The organism is Kluyvera cryocrescens NBRC 102467 (assembly GCF_001571285.1).
In the GTDB taxonomy this organism is placed as follows: Bacteria; Pseudomonadota; Gammaproteobacteria; order Enterobacterales; family Enterobacteriaceae; genus Kluyvera; species Kluyvera cryocrescens.
On sequence record NZ_BCTM01000022.1, the window covers coordinates 74,943 to 96,754 of the forward strand.

Below are 21,812 nucleotides of genomic sequence, written 5' to 3' on the forward strand. Positions count from 1 at the left end.
AATTAGCCTGCGACAGCGATACGCTTCATATCGGTCATGTAGCCGCGCAGTTTTTTACCCACTTTCTCGATCTCGTGGCCGCGAATGGCTTCGTTCACATCACGCAGCTGGGCGTTGTCTACTGCGCCTTCGGCAATCGCTTTACCCAAGTCGCCGGTCTGCAGCGTGGTCATGAACTCTTTCAGCAGCGGCACACAAGCGTAAGAGAACAGGTAGTTACCATATTCCGCGGTATCAGAGATAACCACGTTCATTTCGTACAGACGCTTACGGGCGATGGTGTTGGCAATCAGCGGCAGTTCGTGCAGTGATTCGTAGTAAGCGGATTCTTCGATGATGCCGGAATCCACCATGGTTTCAAACGCCAGCTCAACGCCCGCTTTCACCATCGCGATCATCAGAACGCCTTTATCAAAGTACTCTTGCTCACCGATTTTACCGTCAAACTGCGCAGCCGTTTCGAACGCGGTTTTACCGGTCTCTTCACGCCAGGTCAGCAGTTTCTTATCGTCGTTGGCCCAGTCAGCCATCATGCCGGAAGAGAATTCGCCGGAGATGATGTCATCCATGTGTTTCTGGAACAGCGGCGCCATGATCTCTTTCAACTGCTCGGACAGCGCATAAGCACGCAGTTTCGCCGGGTTGGACAGGCGGTCCATCATCAGGGTGATGCCGCCCTGCTTCAGCGCTTCGGTGATGGTTTCCCAGCCGAACTGAATCAGTTTCTCAGCGTATGCCGGGTCGGTACCTTCTTCCACCAGCTTGTCGAAGCACAGCAGAGAGCCCGCCTGCAGCATACCGCACAGGATAGTCTGCTCACCCATCAGGTCAGATTTCACTTCTGCTACGAAGGAAGACTCCAGAACACCTGCGCGGTGACCGCCGGTTGCTGCAGCCCAGGCTTTGGCAATCGCCATGCCTTCGCCTTTCGGATCGTTTTCCGGGTGAACGGCGATAAGCGTCGGCACGCCGAAGCCACGCTTGTATTCTTCACGCACTTCGGTGCCCGGGCACTTCGGCGCCACCATCACAACGGTGATGTCTTTACGGATCTGCTCGCCCACTTCAACGATGTTGAAACCGTGGGAATAACCCAGCGCCGCGCCGTCTTTCATCAGCGGCTGTACGGAACGCACCACGTCAGAGTGCTGCTTGTCCGGCGTCAGGTTAACAACGAGATCAGCCTGCGGGATCAGCTCTTCATAGGTCCCGACTTTGAAGCCGTTCTCGGTTGCTTTACGCCAGGAAGCACGTTTTTCAGCAATCGCTTCGTTACGCAGGGCATAAGCGATATCCAGACCGGAGTCACGCATGTTCAGGCCCTGGTTCAGACCCTGAGCGCCACAGCCGACGATGACCACTTTTTTACCCTGAAGGTAGCTTGCGCCATCGGCGAATTCGTCGCGGCCCATAAAGCGACATTTACCCAGCTGTGCCAGCTGCTGGCGCAGGTTCAGTGTATTAAAGTAGTTAGCCATGATGGTGTACTCCGTGATGTTGTGTGTCTTATTGTTCGGTTCGCTTTTGCGAGAATGAACCCACTATATGACAGGAAATTTATTGCGGAAATTGATATATTCACAACGTCATGTTGCAATTTATGCAACGTAAAATCGTGGAGTACGATCTGTGGATTTACGCGATCTCAAAACCTTCCTGCATCTGGCGGAAAGCCGTCATTTTGGCCGTAGCGCCCGGGCAATGCACGTCAGCCCCTCCACGCTTTCCCGGCAGATTCAGCGGCTGGAAGAAGACCTCGGCCAGCCGCTGTTTGTGCGTGATAACCGAACGGTCACCCTCACCGAAGCCGGCGAAGAGCTGCGCGTTTTCGCCCAGCAGACGCTGCTGCAGTATCAACAACTGCGTCATACCCTCGACCAGCAGGGGCCATCGCTGTCGGGGGAGCTACATATTTTCTGCTCCGTCACCGCCGCCTACAGCCATCTGCCGCCGATTCTCGATCGCTTCCGCGCCGAACATCCGTCGGTGGAAATCAAACTCACCACCGGTGATGCCGCCGATGCGATGGATAAAGTGGTGACAGGGGAAGCCGACCTCGCCATTGCCGGTAAGCCAGAAACGCTGCCGGGCGCGGTGGCATTCTCCATGCTGGAAAATCTGGCGGTGGTGCTGATTGCCCCAGCACTTCCTTGCCCGGTGCGTAACCAGGTCTCGGTCGATAATCCGGACTGGTCTGCAGTGCCGTTTATCATGGCCGATCAGGGCCCGGTACGCCGCCGTATTGAGCTGTGGTTCCGCCGCCATAAAATCAGCAATCCCTCGATTTACGCCACCGTTGGCGGCCATGAGGCGATGGTTTCAATGGTCGCGCTGGGCTGCGGCGTGGCGCTGCTGCCGGAAGTGGTGCTGGAAAACAGCCCCGAACCGGTGCGCAACCGCGTGATGATTCTGGAGCGCAGCGACGAAAAAACACCGTTTGAGCTCGGCGTTTGCGTACAGAAAAAACGGCTCAGCGAACCCTTGGTGGATGCCTTCTGGCGCATTGTTCTGGAGCGCAAAATTACCGACTAGCCCTGCGCCCTCCCATCACGGAGGGCCGTTTTCGCTTCCCCCAGCCATGCCCCTTTCCCGGGAGATTAATTGGTATCAAAGGTGCCAGGTATAAACGGGCCGCGCAGGTAAAATCGTCACTAAAGAAACAGTACCTTACGAGAGGGAGTGACAATGCAGAAACCCAAAAAGATCTTCAACAACACCGATAATATTCGCGCTGAAATCATGGAGGGGCTGGTGTACGCCGGGATGGGCAAAATCCACGCCCTGCCGGAGCACTGCGCGATTTACCGCACCATGCCGCAGGATGAGCAGACGGTGATTGTCAGCGGCGGCGGCAGCGGCCACGAACCCACCTTTGCCGGGTTCGTCGGTGAAGGCGGTATCGACGCCTGTGCGCTCGGCGAAGTCTTTACCTCCCCCTCGCCGGACCAGATCATCGAGGCCAGCCGCGCCGTTCACCGGGGAAATGGCGTGCTTTTTCTCTACGGTAATTACTCCGGCGACGGGATGAACTTCGATATCGCCGCGGAGATCCTTGCCGAAGAAGGTATTGAATGCCGTACTGTCCGCGCCACCGATGATATTGCGTCTGCGCCGCCTGAGAGAATGTCTGACCGTCGGGGCGTTGGCGGCCTGGCATTTTTATATAAGCTTGCCGGCGCCGCAGCACAGTTCGAGCACTACACGCTGCCTGCGCTCGAAGCGCTAGCGAAAAAGGCCAATCACCATACCCGCACCATCGGCGTAGCACTTAGCGGCTGTGCGCTGCCGCAGTCAGATGCCTTTAACTTTACGCTCGCCGACAACGAAATTGAGCTCGGCATCGGCATCCACGGTGAACCAGGGCTGTGCCGCATTCCTTTGCCGCAAACGGATGATCTGGTCGAGATGATGATTGAGCGCCTGTGTGCCGACCTGCCCTTTGGCCAGGGCGATAAAGTCTGCGTCAGCGTGAATAACCTCGGGTCGCTCAGCAATAGCGAACTGATGGTGGTGACTCGCAAGGTCGGTCTATCGCTGAAAGCACGCGGGATCCACACCTATGACGTGCAGGTTGGTCACTTCTGTACCTCGCTGGAAATGTCCGGCTTCTCGCTAAGCATGCTGCGACTGGATGACGAGATGCAGCGCCTATACGACTACCCCATCAACACTCTCGGCTGGAGAAAATAAGATGCAGACACCTCAATTCACTGCCTGCCTGCGATATGTGTCGGAAGGCATGATCGCCAGCGAGCCCCGCCTGACTGCACTTGACCAGGTCATTGGCGATGGCGACCACGGTATCGGTATTAAACGCGGCTTTACCGCACTGCACACGCTGCTCTCTTCCGCTGAGTTTGCTCCTGCGGATATCGGCGAGTGTCTGCTGCAAAGCGGCACCCGATTAATGACCAGCATGGGCGGTGCATCCGGCGCTATTTTTGGCACACTTTTCCGCGCCGGCGGCAAAGCCCTTGCTGGGCGGGAGCAGTTCGATGCGGCAACGCTTGCCGAGTGGCTGGAAATTGGCATGACCGCTATCCACCAGCGCGGAGGGGCAGAACCCGGCGATAAGACCATGGTCGACGCGCTGGCTGCCGCCGCGTTGCAGGCCAAGGCTGATGCGGCACTCCCGCTGCCGATGGCCCTCGCGCATTGTGCACACGCTGCAATGGCCGGCGCAGAAGGGACCAGTAAGATGATCGCCCGCTTTGGCCGCGCCAAAAATCTCGGGGAACGGGCAATCGGTCATTGCGATCCGGGGGCGGTGTCCATGGCGTTTATTCTGCAGTTTATGTCTGAGTTCGCGAACCAGGCATAACAGATCAGGCAATAAAAAACCCGGAGCTGTGGCTGCCGGGTTTTTTATTGCCTGAAGGTTTCGCCGTTTTTAAAAAAATGCCGGATAGCAGTAAGCTTATCCGGCCGACGTTCAAAGGGCATCATTCATGGCCGGTTAATCAAAGCCAAATCCATCAGCGAACAGTACTTTCAGCTTCGCCATCGCTTCTTGCTCATCGCTGCCGCTGCAAATGATCTCAAGCGATCCCCGACCTTTGATCCCGGCACCTAAAATACTCATGATGCTTTTGCCCTTGATAACCTTACCCTCATAGATCATCTCGATCCGCGACTGATACTGGGCGCAGGCTTTCGCCAGCACACCCGCCGGGCGCGCATGAATACCGTGCTGATTGCTGATCCTGACAACCTCTTTCAACATAATTACGCTTCCTTTTTCACTGCCCGTCGGCCGGACAAATAGCCTGAATGAAATGAAAATAGCCCTGAATCAAGAGTTGGGCGACCATCGCGCCGGGGTCAACAAACGTTCGTGAACGCTCGCCGTGGATAGCAGCCCGCCCATGTTTTGCCACCATTGTTGTCGTCTGCTGTACGCCCCATTGCGCCTGGTGCAGCGCCTCTCGCGCCTGAACCAGCGGCGTTGTCGTCGATTTTTTTAGTGCTACCAGCGCCGGTGCCATACCGTCGAGAAAGGTCTTTTCACCGGGCTGCGCCTTGCCGCGCTGCTGAACGCCGTCATACCACGCCTGAAAGAATGCGCTGGCATCCTCCGTCACTAGCGTCGTGCGCCCTTTAAAAATCTTACCCGCCTGCATCAAACCGGACGCCATCAGTGTGCCCATGGTGGAGGGCACTGCCGAGGCCATCGCTTTGCCCGCAAGATAAAAAAATCGCCCAATATCACGTTCTTCGCTGTGCTGTACCACATCGTTCGCCGCCGCAAAACCGTCGCTCATGGTCAGCCCCAGATCGCCATCACCCACCACGCTATCCAGTTCAGTCAGCATCGGCTTATTCTCCTGCATCACGCGGGCCCATTCGGCAAAAAGCGGGCGCAGTTTCTGCGTATCTAGCGTCATAGTGCCTCCTTAAGCGGGAAACTGACGGAACATTGGCGTATCGGCTCCGGCATTCAGTAACGCCTTCAGTTCACTGTCCACCGGCATCAGACTAATCGACATGCCGGTCATCTCCATGGCCGTGGCGAACTCACCCACCCACACGCGGAAAACGCGAATGCCGCTCTCTGCCAGAATCTGGTGAACGTGGCGATACATCAGGTACAGCTCCTCCAGTGGCGTGGCACCCAGGCCGTTAATCAGCACCGCCACGTCGTCTCCCTGCTGACAGGGCGAATCCGCCAGTAGCCAGGACATCATCTCTTCGGCAATCTGCTCTGCACTTAACTGAGGGCCGCGCCGAATTCCGCTTTCCCCGTGAATCCCCATACCAATTTCCATTTCGTTGTCGCCGATATGGAAACCAGGTTTACCGATTCGCGGCACAATGCAGGGCGACAACGCCACGCCAAGCGTGCGCACGCGGTCTCCAGCTTTGCGGGCAATGCGCTGCACGGTCTCCAGGTCATCCATTCTCGCCGCCGATGCGCCAGCGCATTTGTAGACGAAGAAAATCCCCGCCACGCCACGCCTTGTTGTCACGCCATCGCCTGGAGCGGCACCGGCCGAGTCGTCTGCGGCCACCACGGTACAGGTACGGATGTCGCTCTCCATGTCGGCCATTTCTGCCGCCATATCAAAATTGAAAATATCGCCGTTGTAGTTGCCGTAGAGATACAGCACGCCAGCGCCGCTATCGACGGCCTGGGTGACCGCCAGAATTTGCTCCGGCGACGGCGACTGAAACACATCGCCGATGGCGCAGCCGTCAAGCATCCCTTCACCCACATACCCCAGGAACAGCGGCAAATGACCTGAACCTCCGCCGGTGACGATCCCGACTTTCCCCGGTACCGGGCGCGCGGTAGCTAAGCAGTGCAGATCATCATTGACGAAACGAAAGCGGTCGGGGTGAGCCAGATAGATGCCATCCAGCATCTCCGGGATAAAATCCTCCGCCTGATTGATAAACTTTTTCATGCGTTCTCTCCATGAATACCCGCCCAATCGGGCGGGGCGTTGAGGTATTAGCGGGCGAACTTAATCTGTGAAGGATATTCCCAGCGCTGCAGCTCTTCCGGGGTAAAGGATCCCGGCTCTTTACCGCCATTAATCATCAGCGCGTGGTAGTAAATCTGCGCCATCTCCTCGAGGTAAGCGGATTTCAGTACCGCTTCGTACGGGTCTTTATCCACGCCAATCGCGCCATGCTTTTCCATCAGGATGGCATCAGCGCGTTTAATCGGCTCGATAACGCTGTCCGACAGCGCTGGCGTGCCAGGCCGGCCATACGGCGCAACGGGGATCACCCCATCTTTGAGATTTAGGATTGCACACTCATATACCACCGCTGGGATCGGCTTATTCAATACGGCAAACGAAGTGGCATAGAGTGAGTGGGTGTGAGAGATGGCAAAAATATCCGGGCGCGCTTTATAAATCTCGATGTGCATCAGACATTCGCTGGTTGGACGCAGGCCGGCCTCGCTTTCGATAACGTTCGCTTCAACGTCCATCACCACAATATCCCGCGGTGTTAAATGCATTTTATCGATAGTGGTTGGGGTCACCAGAATAAGCCCAGTCTCTTTATCCCGTACGCTGGAATTACCGGCTTTATGTTTACATAAACCCCACTGCTGAGCGGTTCTGGCCATTTCAACAACGTGTTTTTTCTGAATCTCTAACATAATATTTATCCTGTATACGGTGGTAAGGGCGAACGCGGTCGCGACAGTTATTGCCGTGAAATAACGTTGCAGCGTATAAGCTGCAACGACATTGAATTAATATTTAAATATGACGGGTGATTTCGTTTATTAGTGCAGATTCATCCTGCGCCCGACGAATAACGTTGCCACCATCATAGAACTCAAGAAATTCATTTAATTGGGCCAATGCTTTTAAGTGTTTTTGTGGATTATGGGTTGCGAGGACGATAATAATGTCGGCCTGCATATAATCGGCAAAAGCAATTTTATAAGGCAGACGTAATAACGCCATCCCGGTATCCAGCGCGCCGTCGTCCACGCCTGCATGCGCAATAATGACGCCATCTGCCAGCATGATATAGGGCTGCTCCTCAGCGATTTTGTTGAGCATAATTTTCACGTAGCGCGGTTCGATGACCCCGCTTTGCAACAATGAAGCTGACGCCTGGGTAATTGCCTGCTGCCATGAACCCGGCAGCTCTGCAGCAAACTTGACGTGCGCTTTCCCCAGTAAATCAATCAGCGATGGCGTCGGCGGTTCAAAGCTTCCCACCGAGCTGGCGGGGCTATTTTCCGCGTAGATATAGCTGGCGAGCGCTCGCTGTAGCCCTTGGTGATCGATGATGTTGCCAAAGCGCTCAAAGATCAGCAGCAGCTGTTCAATCTGGATGATATTCGGATCCACGCCCTGGAGCGCACTGATGACGTGGTTACGGAAAGCGCTTTTATGAATGGCGCCAATCGACGGGTTGACCACAAACACCATCTTGCTGGTATTAAGATGGGTGGTGGCAAAAACCACATCATAATGCCCGGTGAAGCGCTCAAACTCGCGGCGGGACAGCATCTGCGTGAAGTGCAGCTCAGGGAATAACACCTGCAGCGTCAGATACAGATAGGTTGAAATGGTCGCGCTATTTTCACACACGACGACGGCCGTTTTCTGCAGTTTTATCTGATGGATAACCCCTTCTCGTGTCAGCCAACCACCAAACAGTACCGTCAAGAAGGCCATCTCCTCATCCGGGATTTCACAGTGCAAAAGGGTTTCAAACGGCAGCGCCGCCCGGCGCACCATCTCATGCAGATGGCTAAATTCTTTGACCACCAGATCATACACACTGCTGGTGTTGGCCAGGTGATAGCGAATGCGGTAGTAGGCCGGCTTCCAGTGCTGATAGATTTTTTCGATCAACTCATTTTTTTCTTTAATAGTGACACAGCTTATCTTTTCAAAACTATCGACCACCGCCACCACACTTTCCAGCAACAGAGTATCAAGATGGAAATACTTATCGGCAATGCTCTGAATATTCGAGCTCTGGATCAGTGCTGTCAGGAAAACCAGTTCATTTTCACTGTTGATATTGATTTTACTGATAACGCTTTGCATCAGGGTAAACTCCCTGCTGCGGATAATATCGGCGTAGCTGTCTGGAATAGTGACCAAATTTTTACCCGACTCAATACGGTGCAAAACAAAACAGATGAAATAAATAAGCTCCTGAAGCTGGCGGTCGGTAAATTGAATTTTAAAACGCTTTTCAATTTCGCTAAAAATATTACCCACCGTTTCCAGATGTTCGCTCATCACGTTGTTATATTGGGCAATAATATTTTTCGCGACCGGAATTTCCAATACCCGTCGCAGACAGCTTAATAGTAAATAGCGCTTTTCAAGCTCTTCGCCAAGGATATGGTAACCGTTACCCCGGTCATAGTTGATCTCTAACCCGTGTTCGATAACCTCGCCGCGCACCTTTTTCAGATCGTTGATAATCGTGTTCTGACTCACTCCTAGCGATGACGAAAGATGCAGCAACGATAATCTTTCACTGCGCGTCAGCAGCATAAAGATAATCATCTGCCCGCGTTCCTCTTCCGAGAAAAGATAACGCTGCTCCGATTCTGCCGTCTGATTCTGGCGAAAATGCTCCACCACATGGCGCGGAATGTGCAGCTTCCCGGTCTTCAGGCGATTGATAGGATCGAAGTGATTCGATTCCAGATAGTCATTCACTTTTTTCAGCGTATAGCTCAGTTGCTTACGCGTCAGGCAAAACTGCTCTTCGAGCTTCGCCCCCGTCATACTAGGGTCGTTCACAATCGCATCCAGCACTGCGACCACGCGTTTATCCATAGCCATACCGACTCTCCTGCGATGAAAAATCTGGCGGCGGTAGCGGCCGCCAGAGATAAACGTCGATTTCAGCGTTACGCTTGCTGGGCATTCTCCTGCTGCCCTGCTTCCTGTTGCGCCAGGCTGCTTTCGCGACGCAATTCACGTGAGTAGAAGAAGTAACCGCACGCCCACCAGACCGCAAAGAGTAGCGGAATAAGGTCACCTTCCAGGAACTTGAACAGGAAGGAGAAGGCGTAGGTAAATACCGGGGCGTCGATCGAGCTATTGGAAATCAGCTGGCCTGCCGGAATAGTTATCGCCTTCGTTGCCAGCCCCAATTCGGTAATCATCGGTGCAAACTGTGTCCCAACGAACAGGAAGAACGGCACACCAATAATGCTTAAAATCACCATCCGCAGCGTGTTACCGCGGGTGACCAAATAAGCCGGGACAATCAGGGCAATATTAATGATGCCGGCGAAAGGTAAAATCTTGTTGCCCGGCAGAATCAATGCCCAAATCAAGGTGAACGGAATGGCGACGATAATGGCGAACCAGATCTCACTGGCTCCGCCCATGAACGGCCAGTCGATACCCACAAACAGCTTCCGCCCTGAGAATTTCTTGTTCATATAGTCGCTTATCGCCTCAGAGATTGGCGACAGCGCCTGCATAAAGAGCTTCGAAATCATCGGGAACAGCACCAGCGCCGTAGAAGCCTGTACGCCCAGCATCAGCGTTTTCGCTACGCTATAGCCGGCAATAACGCCAAACAGGATCCCAAGAATAAAGCCGATGATATGGTTTTCCGCAAAGACGCCGACCTTCGCGCGAAGCGCCGTCGCATCCATGGGTTTATTGCACACCGGGATTTTGCGCAGCAGTAAATCGAACGGGTAGTAAATGGCGCCAAAGAACACCATACGGTGGGTACAGGTTACGCCGGGAATACCGGTGAGTTTCTCGATTCGATGTTGGTGAATATCGCCAGCGTTCAGCTCCATAATGATCTGGAAGGCCGCAACCAGGAACGCCAGTGCCAGACTCCAGGCTGGGCCAAACAATGGGGTGGTGACGCTCACGACAATAAACGCAGTAAAGATTTTCCCCCAGACGTTCCAGAGATCCGCGTTGAAGGTGTTGGTTTTGTTCAGCATCAACATCACAATGTTCACGCCAACCTGAAGAGGGAACATGGCAAAGGCGTAAGGCCAGGCCCAGGAAATATTCGCCATCGTCGTCCAGCCGCCGTCGACGATGCTCAGTTCAAGCCCGGTTCGCTGCATCATGGTCTGGGCCGCCACGCCGATAGCATCCACCATGAAGCCTATCAGCATGCTCATCCCCACGAATGCCACGCCGAGGGTGATAGCTGCCGATGCGGCGTCGCGGAATTTCATTCGCACCACCAGCCCGGCTAATAACATGATGAAAGGCACAAAAACCGGCGCGCCTAAATTTAGAATGTAATTTATGACTACACCAAGAAAGTCCATAGCACTTCTCCACTAAAATAATTATACGGATTAAAGAGCTACGCCTTATTTACAGGCATCAATGACCTTTTGTAATTCTTGCTCCATACCCATACCGGTTAGAAAAGCAATTCCATTAATCACCGGGATAGGATATTGCTTATCAACTTTAGTGATAGCGATATAGGCAGCGCTATCTTTAATATGGCTATCAAGAGATTTCAGGTCGATAACTTCAACTTTAATATGTGACTGATTACGTTCATTCAATAAGCGGGAAACCTTACTGGCAACTGTTTGCGAAGTTGCAACGCCGCTTCCACAGGCAACAATGACTTTTTTCATCTTATAAATCCTTATCTAATTGCAGTCTTGATGTGAAGGTACTGAGAAAAGTATCTCGATCGTTTATTTCACGTAGCGTTTGAACAACGTCTTCATCTGCAAGACAGTCCATCAGCTTTTGCAATGCCGTCAGGTGGCTGTTATGGTCAACAAAACCAAGTAAAACAATAAAGTGGACGTAAAGCGTATTATCGTCATTGCCCATCTCATGCCAGGCAAGGGGCCGCGCCAGGCGCGTCACAGAAATGAAGGGGCGAATCACATGTTGGGGATCGGTGTGTGGCAGGGCTATTGCCACCGGCAACGTGGGTAAACCGGTGGGATACGCTTTTTCACGTGCGACGATCGCCTCGAGAAACGAACTCCGCACGAAGCCCTGTTCTTTAAGTTGCAAAAATATCCAAGAAAAATAATCCGTGGCGTTGACATAATGCTGATCAAGAAATGTGAGCTGAGGCAGAAAATATTCACATCCTTGCGCATTTTCATTCGGGGCATCAATTATATTCGCTCTCATCCGAATATCCTCTCCAGGCATTAAGAATTAACTAGAGACAATATTAATTCAGGGCCGATGACCGAGCGACAAGTATTGCCCCCAAAAGATGTTCGCAGCCTGGCGCAACGCGGTGAGCGTTTTATTATGAATGACGTCACATTTTTGTCGTAGAGATCGGCAGATTGGGAAAATAGGCTGCTGCAGGAGAGGTAAATAGAGGGAAAAAATAAGGGATAACCCGACTGGGTCATCCCTTATTCAGGAGGCATTAGCCCGCGAGGAAGAAGCGGAACGCCGGATTGTGGGTCTCGTTATGGCAGTCGTAGCCCAGTTCATTAAGTCGGGTTTCGAAGTCCGGCTCATTATCACCTAGCTCAAACGCCGCCAGGACGCGGCCGTAATCGGTGCCGTGGCTGCGATAGTGGAACAGCGAGATATTCCAGTGCGTGCCTAAAGTGTGCAGGAACTTCAGCAGCGCCCCCGGTGACTCCGGGAATTCAAAGCTGTACAAACGCTCCTGCAGCGGCTGTGACGGACGGCCGCCAACCATATAGCGCACGTGCAGTTTCGCCATCTCATCATCGGACAGATCCACCACGCTATAACCGCCCTCATTCAGCAACTGGAGGATCTCTTTACGCTCTTCCAGGCCACGGCTCAGACGCACGCCCACAAAGATGCAGGCATTTTTGTCATTGGCATAGCGATAGTTGAATTCGGTCACCGAGCGGCCACCCAGCAGTTGGCAGAATTTCAGGAAGCTGCCCTTCTCTTCCGGAATGGTCACCGCCAGCAGCGCTTCACGCTGTTCACCCAGCTCGCAGCGTTCGGAGACGTAGCGCAGGCCGTGGAAGTTGACGTTGGCACCCGAGAGCACATGCGCCAGACGTTCACCGTGAATATCGTGTTGGGCAATGTATTTTTTCATCCCCGCCAGCGCCAGGGCGCCTGAAGGTTCAGCCACCGCGCGCACATCTTCAAACAGGTCTTTCATCGCGGCGCAGATAGCGTCGCTATCGACGGTGATAATGTCGTCGAGATACTCCTGACAGAGGCGGAACGTTTCATCACCGATGCGTTTCACCGCGACGCCTTCGGCAAACAGCCCAACGCGCGGTAAATCCACCGGATGCCCCGCATCCAGCGCCGCCTTCAGGCAGGCAGAATCTTCGGCTTCGACGGCAATCACTTTGATCTGCGGCATCAGCTGTTTAATCAGTACCGCCACGCCCGCCGCCAGGCCGCCGCCGCCGACCGGCACAAAGACCCGGTCAAGATGCGCGTCCTGTTGCAACAGCTCCAACGCCAGCGTGCCCTGCCCGGCAATCACCATCGGGTGGTCGAATGGCGGAACCCAGGTAAAGCCCTGCTGCTGCGACAGTTCGATCGCTTTGGCCTTGGCTTCATCAAAGTTAGCGCCATACAGCAGAACTTCACCGCCGAAACCGCGGACGGCATCAACTTTGATATCCGCCGTGGCAACCGGCATCACGATCAGCGCTTTCACCCCCAGACGGGATGCAGAAAATGCGACGCCCTGCGCATGGTTGCCTGCAGAGGCAGTGATGACGCCATGCGATTTCTGTTCGGGGGTTAAACCCGCCATCATCGCGTAAGCGCCGCGCAGCTTGAAGCTGTGCACCGGCTGTCGGTCTTCACGTTTGACCAGGATAACGTTATCAAGGCGCGAAGAGAGCTTGTCCATTTTCTGTAGCGGCGTCACCTGTACCGCTTCGTAGACCGGTGCGCGTAGCACCGCTCTGAGATACTCGGCACCCTCAGGGGTGCCGGATAGGGGCTGCGAATCCGCCATGGTGGTTAACCTCCCAGTTTGGATTTATCGCGCACCGCACCTTTGTCAGCGCTGGTTGCCAGGCTGGCATAGGCACGAAGGGCAAAGGAGACCTGGCGTTGACGATCTTTTGGCGTCCAGGCTTTATCACCGCGGGCTTCTTGTGCTTCACGGCGCGCAGCGATTTCCGCATCGCTCAGCTGTAGCTGAATACCGCGGTTCGGGATGTCGATAGCAATCATGTCGCCATCTTCGATAATCGCGATATTGCCGCCGCTTGCCGCTTCGGGCGAGACATGGCCGATGGACAAACCGGAAGTCCCGCCGGAGAAACGACCGTCGGTGACCAGCGCACAGGCTTTACCCAAGCCCATGGATTTCAGGAAGGTGGTTGGATAGAGCATTTCTTGCATGCCAGGCCCGCCTTTCGGCCCTTCGTAGCGAATCACCACCACGTCACCTGCAACCACTTTGCCGCCGAGAATAGCGTCTACGGCTTCGTCCTGGCTTTCGTACACTTTGGCCGGGCCGGTAAATTTCAGGATGCTGTCATCAACACCGGCGGTTTTCACGATACAGCCATTTTCCGCGAAGTTACCGTACAGCACGGCCAGACCGCCATCTTTGCTGTAAGCGTGTTCCAGAGAACGGATACAGCCTTCAGCGCGATCGTCATCCAGCGTATCCCAGCGGCAGTCCTGCGAGAAGGCTTGGGTGGTACGGATACCGGCCGGGCCTGCACGGAACATTTTTTTCACCGCATCATCTTGAGTCAGCATGACATCGTAGCGATCCAGCGTTTGCGGCAGCGTCAGCCCTAGAACGTTTTTCACATCGCGGTTCAGCAGCTCAGCGCGATCCAGTTCGCCTAAAATCCCCAGCACGCCGCCCGCGCGGTGAACATCTTCCATATGGTATTTCTGCGTACTCGGCGCCACTTTACACAGCTGCGGCACTTTGCGTGACCGCTTGTCGATATCACTCATGGTGAAGTCGATTTCCGCTTCCTGCGCCGCAGCCAGCAGGTGCAGAACGGTGTTAGTGGAACCGCCCATAGCGATATCCAGCGTCATGGCGTTTTCAAACGCTGATTTGTTGGCGATATTACGCGGCAGCGCGCTCGCGTCATCCTGCTCGTAGTAACGTTTGGTCAGCTCAACGATGCGCTTACCGGCGTTGAGGAACAGCTCTTTACGGTCAGCATGGGTTGCCAGCAGTGAACCGTTACCCGGCTGCGACAGGCCCAGTGCTTCGGTCAGACAGTTCATCGAGTTGGCGGTGAACATACCGGAACAGGAGCCACAGGTTGGGCAAGCAGAACGTTCGATTTGCTCGCTCTGCGAGTCAGACACTTTCGGATCCGCACCCTGAATCATCGCATCGACCAGGTCGAGCTTGATAATCTTGTCAGACAGCTTGGTTTTGCCGGCTTCCATTGGGCCGCCGGAAACAAAAATCACCGGAATGTTCAGGCGCAGAGAGGCCATGAGCATCCCCGGGGTGATTTTGTCGCAGTTAGAGATACAGACCATTGCATCGGCACAGTGAGCATTCACCATGTATTCGACGGAGTCGGCAATCAGCTCGCGGGACGGCAGCGAGTAGAGCATGCCGCCGTGGCCCATGGCGATACCATCATCCACAGCGATGGTGTTGAATTCTTTGGCCACGCCGCCGGAGGCTTCGATCTGCTCGGCAACCAGTTTACCAAGGTCGCGCAGGTGAACGTGGCCCGGCACGAACTGGGTAAACGAGTTTACGACAGCGATAATCGGTTTGCCGAAGTCATCGTCGGTCATCCCGGTGGCGCGCCACAGTGCGCGTGCGCCGGCCATATTACGGCCGTGGGTGGTAGTGGCGGAACGGTATTTAGGCATGCTTTGTACTCCCAGTCTCTGTCTCGTTAATAGGGCGGTGCGTGCCGCCCCATTTCTATCTTATTGATTAACCTGATCCAACCAGCCCCATTTATCTTCGGTTTCACCGGTGAAGAGGCCAAAGAATGCTTGCTGAATACGTTTGGTGACCGGGCCACAGCGACCTTCGCCAACCTGAATACCATCAACGCTACGTACCGGGGTAATTTCGGCGGCGGTGCCGGACATAAACACTTCATCCGCCAGGTACAGGGATTCGCGGGACAACACCTGCTCGCGAACCTCAATACCAATCTCTTTCGCCAGTTTAATAATGGCATCACGGGTGATACCCGGCAGTGCGGAAGAGGTGAACGGTGGGGTAAACAGCACGCCATCTTTTACTTCAAACAGGTTTTCACCCGCACCTTCGGACAGGTAGCCATTTACGTCCAGCGCGATGCCTTCCTGATAGCCATGACGGCGTGCTTCACTGCCAACCAGCAGGGAAGAAAGGTAGTTACCGCCCGCTTTTGCCGCAGTTGGGATGGTGTTGGGTGCCGCGCGATTCCAGGAAGAGACCATCGCATCGATCCCCTGATCCAGTGCTTCAGCGCCCAGATAGGCGCCCCACGGGAACGCCGCGATGATCACGTCAGTGGTGTAACCATCCGGTGGGTTAACGCCCATACCCACGTCGCCGACGAAGACCAGCGGACGGATATAGGCGCTGGTCAGGTTATTTTTACGCAGTACGGCGCGGCAGGCTTCCATCAGTTCATCAACGCTCTGAGAGACCGGGAAGCGATAGATTTTGGCGGAATCACGCAGACGCTGCATGTGCTCGCGGTGGCGGAAAACAACCGGGCCTTTGTGAGAGTCGTAGCAACGGATACCTTCAAAGACGGAGGTGCCGTAGTGTAACGCGTGGGACATGACGTGCACTTTTGCCTCTTCCCAACGTACCATCTCACCGTTGAACCAGATGTAATCCGCTTTTTTCGTCGTCATTTCTCTTCCTATTGCGCTCAGGCGCGAATTTGTTGTTGTGATGTGCTTGTACACTGCTGAACGGCAACCGAAGCCACGTCCACCAGTTTATTTAATTGACTAAACAGTAAGTCGACCGGGCGCTGGCTGGCAACGGTCAGTTCAATATTTATATTCTGCGCATCACCGGCGGTTTCCATATTCATCGAGCAAATCTGAAAACCACGGTGGCGTACCACGCGTAAGACGCGTTCTAAGGTTTCCGGGTTGAAGCGGGCCTGCACATTGACCTGATGTTGCATCATGATAATTTCTCCAGCATTTGTGAGTTGCTGGCGCCAGGCGGCACCAGTGGCCAGACATTCTCAAGTTCGTCGATTGAGACATGAAGCAGGTACGGGCCTTCGCTCGTTAGCATGGTGTCGAGTGCCGCTTCAACCTGGTCTTTACGAGTGATGTGTTGGCCGGGGATGCCGAAGGCACTGGCCAACGTGAGGAAATCGGGATTATCGGTCAGGGTGGTTTCGCTATAACGTTCCTGGAAGAACAATTGCTGCCATTGTCGCACCATACCTAACCGCTGGTTGTCGAGTAATACAATCTTCAGCGGTAACTGCTTACGTTTTACGGTGCCCAGCTCCTGTACATTCACCATGAAGGAGCCGTCACCGGAGATACAGATGACCGTATCGTTCGGGCGCGCTACCTGAGCCCCCACGGCAGCCGGTAAGCCAAAACCCATAGTGCCTAAGCCGCTGGAGGTAATGAAGTTCTCTGGGCGGGTGTAGGTCATATGCTGGGCCGACCACATCTGATGCTGGCCAACGTCAGTGGTCACCACGCTATCAGCGGGCTTTTTGTCAGACAGCTGTTTGAGCAGCAGCGGCGCGTAGATGGCTTCACCGGGGTGATCGTAGCGCCACGCGTGCTCGGCACGCATCGCCGCGTTATGTTCGCACCAGACATCAATCGCCAGCGGCTGCTGTAACGCAGGCAGCAGCGCGTTCAGGTCCCCCTGCAACGCAACGTGCACCTGGCGCAGTTTGTTCATTTCAGCCGGATCGATATCCATATGGATAACTTTGGCGTGCGGGGCGAAAGTGTTGAGCTTACCGGTAACGCGATCGTCAAAGCGCGCGCCGACAGCGATCAGCAGATCGCACTCCTGAACTGCCAGATTGGCTGCTTTGGTGCCGTGCATGCCCAGCATGCCCAGGTAGTACGGATATTCCGCAGGCACCGCCCCTAACCCTTTCAAGGTACAGGTCGCTGGGATGTGGGTCGCCGCCATAAACTCACGCAGGGCCGGAACCGCCTGTGCCATCCCTACACCACCGCCCACGTACAGCATCGGTTTTTCCGCCTGCGCCAGCATTTGCCTGGCCTGCGCCATTTCGCCATGCGGGAAATCATCCTGACTTTCCACCGTCGAGAAATACGGTTCTAAGTCGCCTTGCGCAATCTGGATGTCTTTCGGGATATCGACCAATACCGGACCAGGACGGCCTGAGTTTGCCACCTGGAACGCCTCTGCCATCACGCGCGGCAGCTCTTCCAGGGATTGCACCAGGAAACTGTGTTTGGTGCAGGCCAGCGACAAACCGAGAACGTCCACTTCCTGGAAGGCATCCGTCCCGATGAACGGTGCGGCAACCTGCCCGGTGATGGCCACAACGGGCACGGAGTCGAGCAGTGCATCGGCCAATCCGGTGATCAGGTTGGTTGCACCAGGACCTGACGTGGCGATGCAAACGCCGGTTTTACCGGTAGCGCGGGCATAACCGATAGCCGCCATTGCCGCCCCCTGCTCGTGCCGACACAGCAGGTGCTCTACGCCGCCGTCATACAGCGCGTCGTAAACCGGCATAATGGCACCACCCGGATAGCCAAATACCGTTTCAACCCCCTGCGCTCGCAACGCATGTACCACCCACTGTGCGCCATTCATAGTTAGTTCCCCGCCGTAGATCGTAAGAAACAGAATTTTATGCTAGTAACCATTTTCTGCTCCTCGTTATTGTTTTTAAGTCATAAAAAAACCCCCGGACCTTTCGGTGCGGGGGTCTTAGTTCGTTAAGGCTTGATTTCTAAGCCTTTCCTCGTCCAAGTGCAGCCCCGCACGGTGGGATAATAATCACCACCACGCTAATCACGACCAGGCTAATCACTCGTAGAAGGGCTTTCATTTTTGTTTGTTCTTGCATCTTGTTCGAAGGAATACCTACAGAGTTACCACAGACATCACAAATTACACAAGTTTTTTTTATGGCTCCATTGCTGATCACGCTAATGAATTTATGAAAACAATTTGTTTTATATACAAAATTTATGAAATGAAAATATTTCACTTTTTCGTCTTCAGGCTCAGCATCCGCTATCGAATGGTGAGAGTTCGTGGAGAAAATGCGATCGCTATTCCGTGAGTTATGAAATGCCGTGAAAAGATGCGAAATAATACGAATACGTAGCGTAAATACGCAAAATTACCGGTTAATACGAGAACTCGAACGGACATAATACCGCACTCCAGGGAGGAATTATGTCGCTATCCGTTGTCTACACGCGCGCCGCGCTCGGGGTTAATGCCCCGCTCATTACCATTGAAGTGCATATCAGCCAGGGCCTGCCAGGCCTTATTATGGTTGGCCTACCGGAAACGACCGTCAAAGAGTCGCGGGACCGCGTGCGAAGCGCCATTATCAATAGTGGCTACACCTTCCCGGCCAAAAAAATCACCATTAATCTGGCACCTGCCGATCTTCCCAAAGAAGGCGGGCGATATGATTTACCTATCGCTATTGCGCTCCTGGCGGCGTCTGAGCAGCTTAATAGCACTAAACTGGGGCAATATGAGTTTGTTGGAGAATTGGCGCTCACGGGCTCGTTACGCGGTGTTCCTGGGGCTATCTCCGCAGCCATAGAGGCCATCGCCGCTGGAAGACAAATAATCGTCGCAGAGGAGAATGCTCCGCTGGTCGGGCTACTAGGCGGCTGCGACTGCCTGATCGCCAGCCATCTTCTCGAGGTCTGTGCGTTCCTTGAAGGAAAACAGACCCTACGTCTCCCACCATCGGATAATCTCACCACAGTGGAGAACAGCGAGGACCTCAGCGATGTTATTGGTCAACAGCAGGGCAAGCGGGCCCTAGAAATCGCCGCGAGCGGTGGGCATAACCTGCTACTGATTGGCCCTCCAGGTACGGGAAAAACGATGCTAGCCAGCCGATTACGTGGGCTACTGCCGCCATTAAACGATCGCGAGGCGTTAGAAAGCGCAGCAATCATCAGTCTGGAGAATATCGGCAATGTCCGGACCCAGTGGCGCAGCCGCCCTTTTCGGGCTCCGCACCATAGCGCGTCATTAGCCGCAATGGTTGGCGGTGGGTCGATACCTGCCCCCGGTGAAATATCACTGGCCCATAACGGTGTGTTGTTCCTTGATGAGCTTCCAGAGTTTGAGCGTCGGGTATTGGATGCACTACGAGAACCCATCGAGTCCGGAAAAATTCACATCTCCCGCACGCGAGCAAAATTAACGTACCCTGCCCGATTTCAGCTCATTGCCGCCATGAATCCCAGCCCAACCGGGCACTATGAAGGGCAGCATAACCGCTGCACTCCGGAACAGACGCTACGCTATCTGAATCGCTTATCGGGGCCGTTCCTCGATCGCTTCGACCTGTCGCTGGAGATCCCGCTACCGCCACCGGGGCTGCTCAGCCAACCGATCCGCACGGGAGAAAGTAGCGTGACGGTACAAAACCGGGTCATCGCCACCCGGCATCGTCAGTATGACCGACAAGATAAGCTTAACGCCCTGCTGAGCAGTAGTGAGATCAAGCAGTACTGCACGTTACATCATGCCGATGCACTCTGGCTGGAACAGACATTGATGCAGTTGGGGCTCTCTATACGAGCCTGGCAGCGTCTGCTGAAGGTTTCGCGTACGTTGGCGGATATGGAGGGAGTTGAATTTATTGCGCGGCATCATCTGCAGGAAGCGCTGAGTTATCGTGGTATCGACAGAATGCTGCTTCATCTGCAAACCCTACTGCAATAAAAAAGGGGCCTAAGCCCCTTTTTTATCAATCGTCGCTGTCGGTGTAGTCTTCAGCGCCTTCTACCTGCGGCTTACCGCCAGACAGAGTATGGAAACGTTTTGGACGCTTAATGCGCGTCACATACTTGTGCCATACGCGTTCAGCTTCCGTCACCGGCTCACGTTCACCGCGGCATACCGCGAGGAACTGCTGTTCCTCTTCGGTCGCAGGCTCGCGCTTACCGAGATCGAGTTCGTTATAGGCAAAGCCGTAACGCTCCAGCAGCTGCGCCTCTTTGATGGTGAAATCACCATGACGAGAGAACCCGCGTGGATAATTTTTATTATCGAAAAAACGATTAGTCGTCGTAAAGCTTTCCGCCATCCTACACGCTCCTAATTCTTTGGCCGAGCTATTTATGGCGCGGAGTATTAGATACGCTTGACAGAGTGTAAAACAAAAGATTTAAATCATTACGACAAAAAAAATTGCGGAGAAAGCTGTGGATACCGAATTGCTGAAAACTTTCCTCGAAGTGAGCAGAACTCGTCACTTTGGGCGGGCCGCGGAAGCGCTCTATCTAACACAATCTGCGGTAAGTTTTCGCATCCGTCAGTTAGAAAATCAGCTAGGGGTAAACCTGTTCACCCGCCATCGTAATAATATCCGGCTCACTGCAGCGGGAGAGAAACTTCTGCCCTATGCCGAAACGCTGATGAGCACCTGGCAGGCGGCGCGAAAAGATGTAGCCAATACCTCACGGCACAATGAGTTTTCGATCGGTGCCAGCGCCTCGCTATGGGAGTGTATGCTCAATGAATGGCTGGCCAGGCTCTACCAGGCGGACGACACATTGCAATTCGAAGCACGGATTGCGCAACGGCAATCGCTGGTCAAGCAACTACATGAACGCCAGCTTGACCTACTGATCACCACAGAAACGCCTAAAATGGATGAATTCAGCAGTCAGCTGTTAGGGCACTTCCCTCTCGAACTGTACTGCGCGATACCGATGGCGGTGAAATCAGAGCTCAATTATCTTCGTCTGGAGTGGGGCGCTGATTTTCAGCAGCATGAGGCTGGGTTGATTGCCGGTGACGATATTCCTCTTTTGACGACCAGTTCCGCCAGTTTAGCCCGCCGCCAGCTTATGCCACTCAAAGGTTGCACCTGGTTGCCAACGGCATGGGCACGTGAGCAAAGTGAACTCTATCCCGTGTCCGACAGCACACCCATTTCACGTCCTTTATATGCTATATGGCTGCAAAATAGTGACAAACAGCCGCAAATTCGCGACATATTGAAAAATAACGTCTTCTAGAAATTGGTCGAGGGATGAGACCCACGGGAAGGCGTTGTGGGTCTTTTAAGGGAAGCAAATTTTGGGCAAAAAAAATCCTTCGCCGAAGCAAAGGATTATATATGGCAGGGGCGGAGAGACTCGAACTCGCGACACCCGGTTTTGGAGACCGGTGCTCTACCAACTGAGCTACGCCCCTAAATCTTTCTTAATTTTTCTTATCATTAAGCCTGCTAATTTAGCAGGCTTAATCTTAAA

At 54.0% G+C, this 21,812-nt stretch carries 21 protein-coding genes and 1 tRNA gene; 5 read left to right on the top strand and 17 right to left on the bottom strand.

Annotated features, from left to right (window positions below; all coding sequences use genetic code 11):
• Positions 1 to 2: 2 nt before the first annotated feature.
• On the bottom strand, positions 3 to 1,478 hold the full coding sequence (gene ilvC / locus KCR01S_RS16330; RefSeq protein ID WP_061283939.1) for a ketol-acid reductoisomerase: 1,476 nt from the start codon (positions 1,476 to 1,478) through the stop codon (positions 3 to 5).
• Positions 1,479 to 1,629: 151 nt separating this feature from the next.
• On the opposite strand from ilvC, the gene ilvY reads away from it, so the two are divergent.
• The 3 genes from ilvY to dhaL (KCR01S_RS16345) all read left to right on the top strand — a co-directional run bounded on the left by ilvY (position 1,630) and on the right by dhaL (KCR01S_RS16345) (position 4,321).
• Complete coding sequence (gene ilvY, locus KCR01S_RS16335; protein ID WP_061283941.1) at positions 1,630 to 2,532, top strand: HTH-type transcriptional activator IlvY; 903 nt, start codon at positions 1,630 to 1,632, stop codon at positions 2,530 to 2,532.
• 153 nt (positions 2,533 to 2,685) lie between these two features.
• Complete coding sequence (locus KCR01S_RS16340; protein WP_061283943.1) at positions 2,686 to 3,690, top strand: dihydroxyacetone kinase subunit DhaK; 1,005 nt, start codon at positions 2,686 to 2,688, stop codon at positions 3,688 to 3,690.
• 1 nt (position 3,691) lies between these two features.
• Complete coding sequence (gene dhaL / locus KCR01S_RS16345) at positions 3,692 to 4,321, top strand: dihydroxyacetone kinase subunit DhaL (protein WP_061283945.1); 630 nt, start codon at positions 3,692 to 3,694, stop codon at positions 4,319 to 4,321.
• A gap of 135 nt (positions 4,322 to 4,456) precedes the next feature.
• Here dhaL (KCR01S_RS16345) and KCR01S_RS16350 read toward each other — a convergent pair whose 3' ends face one another.
• The 14 genes from KCR01S_RS16350 to ilvL all read right to left on the bottom strand — a co-directional run bounded on the left by KCR01S_RS16350 (position 4,457) and on the right by ilvL (position 18,400).
• Positions 4,457 to 4,723, bottom strand: a complete 267-nt coding sequence (locus KCR01S_RS16350) for an HPr family phosphocarrier protein (RefSeq protein WP_061283947.1) — start codon at positions 4,721 to 4,723, stop codon at positions 4,457 to 4,459.
• Between the two features lie 16 nt (positions 4,724 to 4,739).
• Entirely contained in the window at positions 4,740 to 5,384 is a 645-nt protein-coding gene (gene dhaL, locus KCR01S_RS16355) for a dihydroxyacetone kinase subunit DhaL (RefSeq protein WP_061283949.1), read from the bottom strand.
• 9 nt (positions 5,385 to 5,393) lie between these two features.
• Positions 5,394 to 6,404, bottom strand: coding sequence for a dihydroxyacetone kinase subunit DhaK (locus KCR01S_RS16360; RefSeq protein ID WP_061283951.1), 1,011 nt, complete (start codon positions 6,402 to 6,404; stop codon positions 5,394 to 5,396).
• A 47-nt stretch (positions 6,405 to 6,451) separates the two neighbouring features.
• Positions 6,452 to 7,114, bottom strand: coding sequence for a class II aldolase/adducin family protein (locus tag KCR01S_RS16365; RefSeq protein WP_061283953.1), 663 nt, complete (start codon positions 7,112 to 7,114; stop codon positions 6,452 to 6,454).
• Between the two features lie 103 nt (positions 7,115 to 7,217).
• Entirely contained in the window at positions 7,218 to 9,281 is a 2,064-nt protein-coding gene (locus tag KCR01S_RS16370) for a BglG family transcription antiterminator (protein ID WP_061283955.1), read from the bottom strand.
• A gap of 68 nt (positions 9,282 to 9,349) precedes the next feature.
• Complete coding sequence (locus KCR01S_RS16375) at positions 9,350 to 10,753, bottom strand: PTS galactitol transporter subunit IIC (protein ID WP_061283958.1); 1,404 nt, start codon at positions 10,751 to 10,753, stop codon at positions 9,350 to 9,352.
• Between the two features lie 45 nt (positions 10,754 to 10,798).
• Positions 10,799 to 11,077 (bottom strand): PTS sugar transporter subunit IIB, encoded by a 279-nt coding sequence (locus KCR01S_RS16380; RefSeq protein ID WP_061283960.1) that lies wholly within the window; start codon positions 11,075 to 11,077, stop codon positions 10,799 to 10,801.
• 1 nt (position 11,078) lies between these two features.
• Complete coding sequence (locus KCR01S_RS16385; protein WP_061283962.1) at positions 11,079 to 11,594, bottom strand: PTS sugar transporter subunit IIA; 516 nt, start codon at positions 11,592 to 11,594, stop codon at positions 11,079 to 11,081.
• A gap of 250 nt (positions 11,595 to 11,844) precedes the next feature.
• Positions 11,845 to 13,389, bottom strand: a complete 1,545-nt coding sequence (gene ilvA, locus KCR01S_RS16390; RefSeq protein ID WP_061283965.1) for a threonine ammonia-lyase, biosynthetic — start codon at positions 13,387 to 13,389, stop codon at positions 11,845 to 11,847.
• Between the two features lie 5 nt (positions 13,390 to 13,394).
• The gene (ilvD, locus tag KCR01S_RS16395; protein WP_061283968.1) at positions 13,395 to 15,245 is read right to left on the bottom strand and encodes a dihydroxy-acid dehydratase; all 1,851 of its coding nucleotides are present in this window, start codon (positions 15,243 to 15,245) and stop codon (positions 13,395 to 13,397) included.
• A gap of 60 nt (positions 15,246 to 15,305) precedes the next feature.
• Positions 15,306 to 16,235, bottom strand: coding sequence for a branched-chain amino acid transaminase (locus KCR01S_RS16400; protein WP_061283971.1), 930 nt, complete (start codon positions 16,233 to 16,235; stop codon positions 15,306 to 15,308).
• A gap of 17 nt (positions 16,236 to 16,252) precedes the next feature.
• Complete coding sequence (ilvM, locus tag KCR01S_RS16405; protein ID WP_061283974.1) at positions 16,253 to 16,519, bottom strand: acetolactate synthase 2 small subunit; 267 nt, start codon at positions 16,517 to 16,519, stop codon at positions 16,253 to 16,255.
• Positions 16,516 to 18,162 carry an acetolactate synthase 2 catalytic subunit gene (gene ilvG, locus KCR01S_RS16410; RefSeq protein WP_061283977.1) on the bottom strand — a complete coding sequence of 549 codons (1,647 nt, stop codon included), beginning with the start codon at positions 18,160 to 18,162 and terminating at the stop codon, positions 16,516 to 16,518. The genes ilvM and ilvG overlap by 4 nt, the downstream gene beginning before the upstream one ends.
• Before the next feature lie 139 nt (positions 18,163 to 18,301).
• Positions 18,302 to 18,400 carry an ilv operon leader peptide gene (ilvL, locus tag KCR01S_RS24335; RefSeq protein ID WP_015966468.1) on the bottom strand — a complete coding sequence of 33 codons (99 nt, stop codon included), beginning with the start codon at positions 18,398 to 18,400 and terminating at the stop codon, positions 18,302 to 18,304.
• A 353-nt stretch (positions 18,401 to 18,753) separates the two neighbouring features.
• Here ilvL and KCR01S_RS16415 point away from each other — a divergent pair, with 353 nt between their 5' ends.
• On the top strand, positions 18,754 to 20,274 hold the full coding sequence (locus KCR01S_RS16415) for a YifB family Mg chelatase-like AAA ATPase (RefSeq protein WP_061283980.1): 1,521 nt from the start codon (positions 18,754 to 18,756) through the stop codon (positions 20,272 to 20,274).
• Positions 20,275 to 20,299: 25 nt separating this feature from the next.
• On the opposite strand, the gene KCR01S_RS16420 is transcribed toward KCR01S_RS16415, so the two are convergent.
• Positions 20,300 to 20,638: a MaoP family protein gene (locus tag KCR01S_RS16420; protein WP_061283982.1), complete on the bottom strand. Its 339-nt coding sequence runs from the start codon at positions 20,636 to 20,638 to the stop codon at positions 20,300 to 20,302.
• A 118-nt stretch (positions 20,639 to 20,756) separates the two neighbouring features.
• Here KCR01S_RS16420 and hdfR point away from each other — a divergent pair, with 118 nt between their 5' ends.
• Positions 20,757 to 21,575: an HTH-type transcriptional regulator HdfR gene (hdfR, locus tag KCR01S_RS16425; protein WP_061283985.1), complete on the top strand. Its 819-nt coding sequence runs from the start codon at positions 20,757 to 20,759 to the stop codon at positions 21,573 to 21,575.
• Between the two features lie 102 nt (positions 21,576 to 21,677).
• On the opposite strand, the gene KCR01S_RS16430 is transcribed toward hdfR, so the two are convergent.
• Positions 21,678 to 21,753 (bottom strand) — tRNA-Trp (locus KCR01S_RS16430).
• Positions 21,754 to 21,812: the final 59 nt, after the last annotated feature.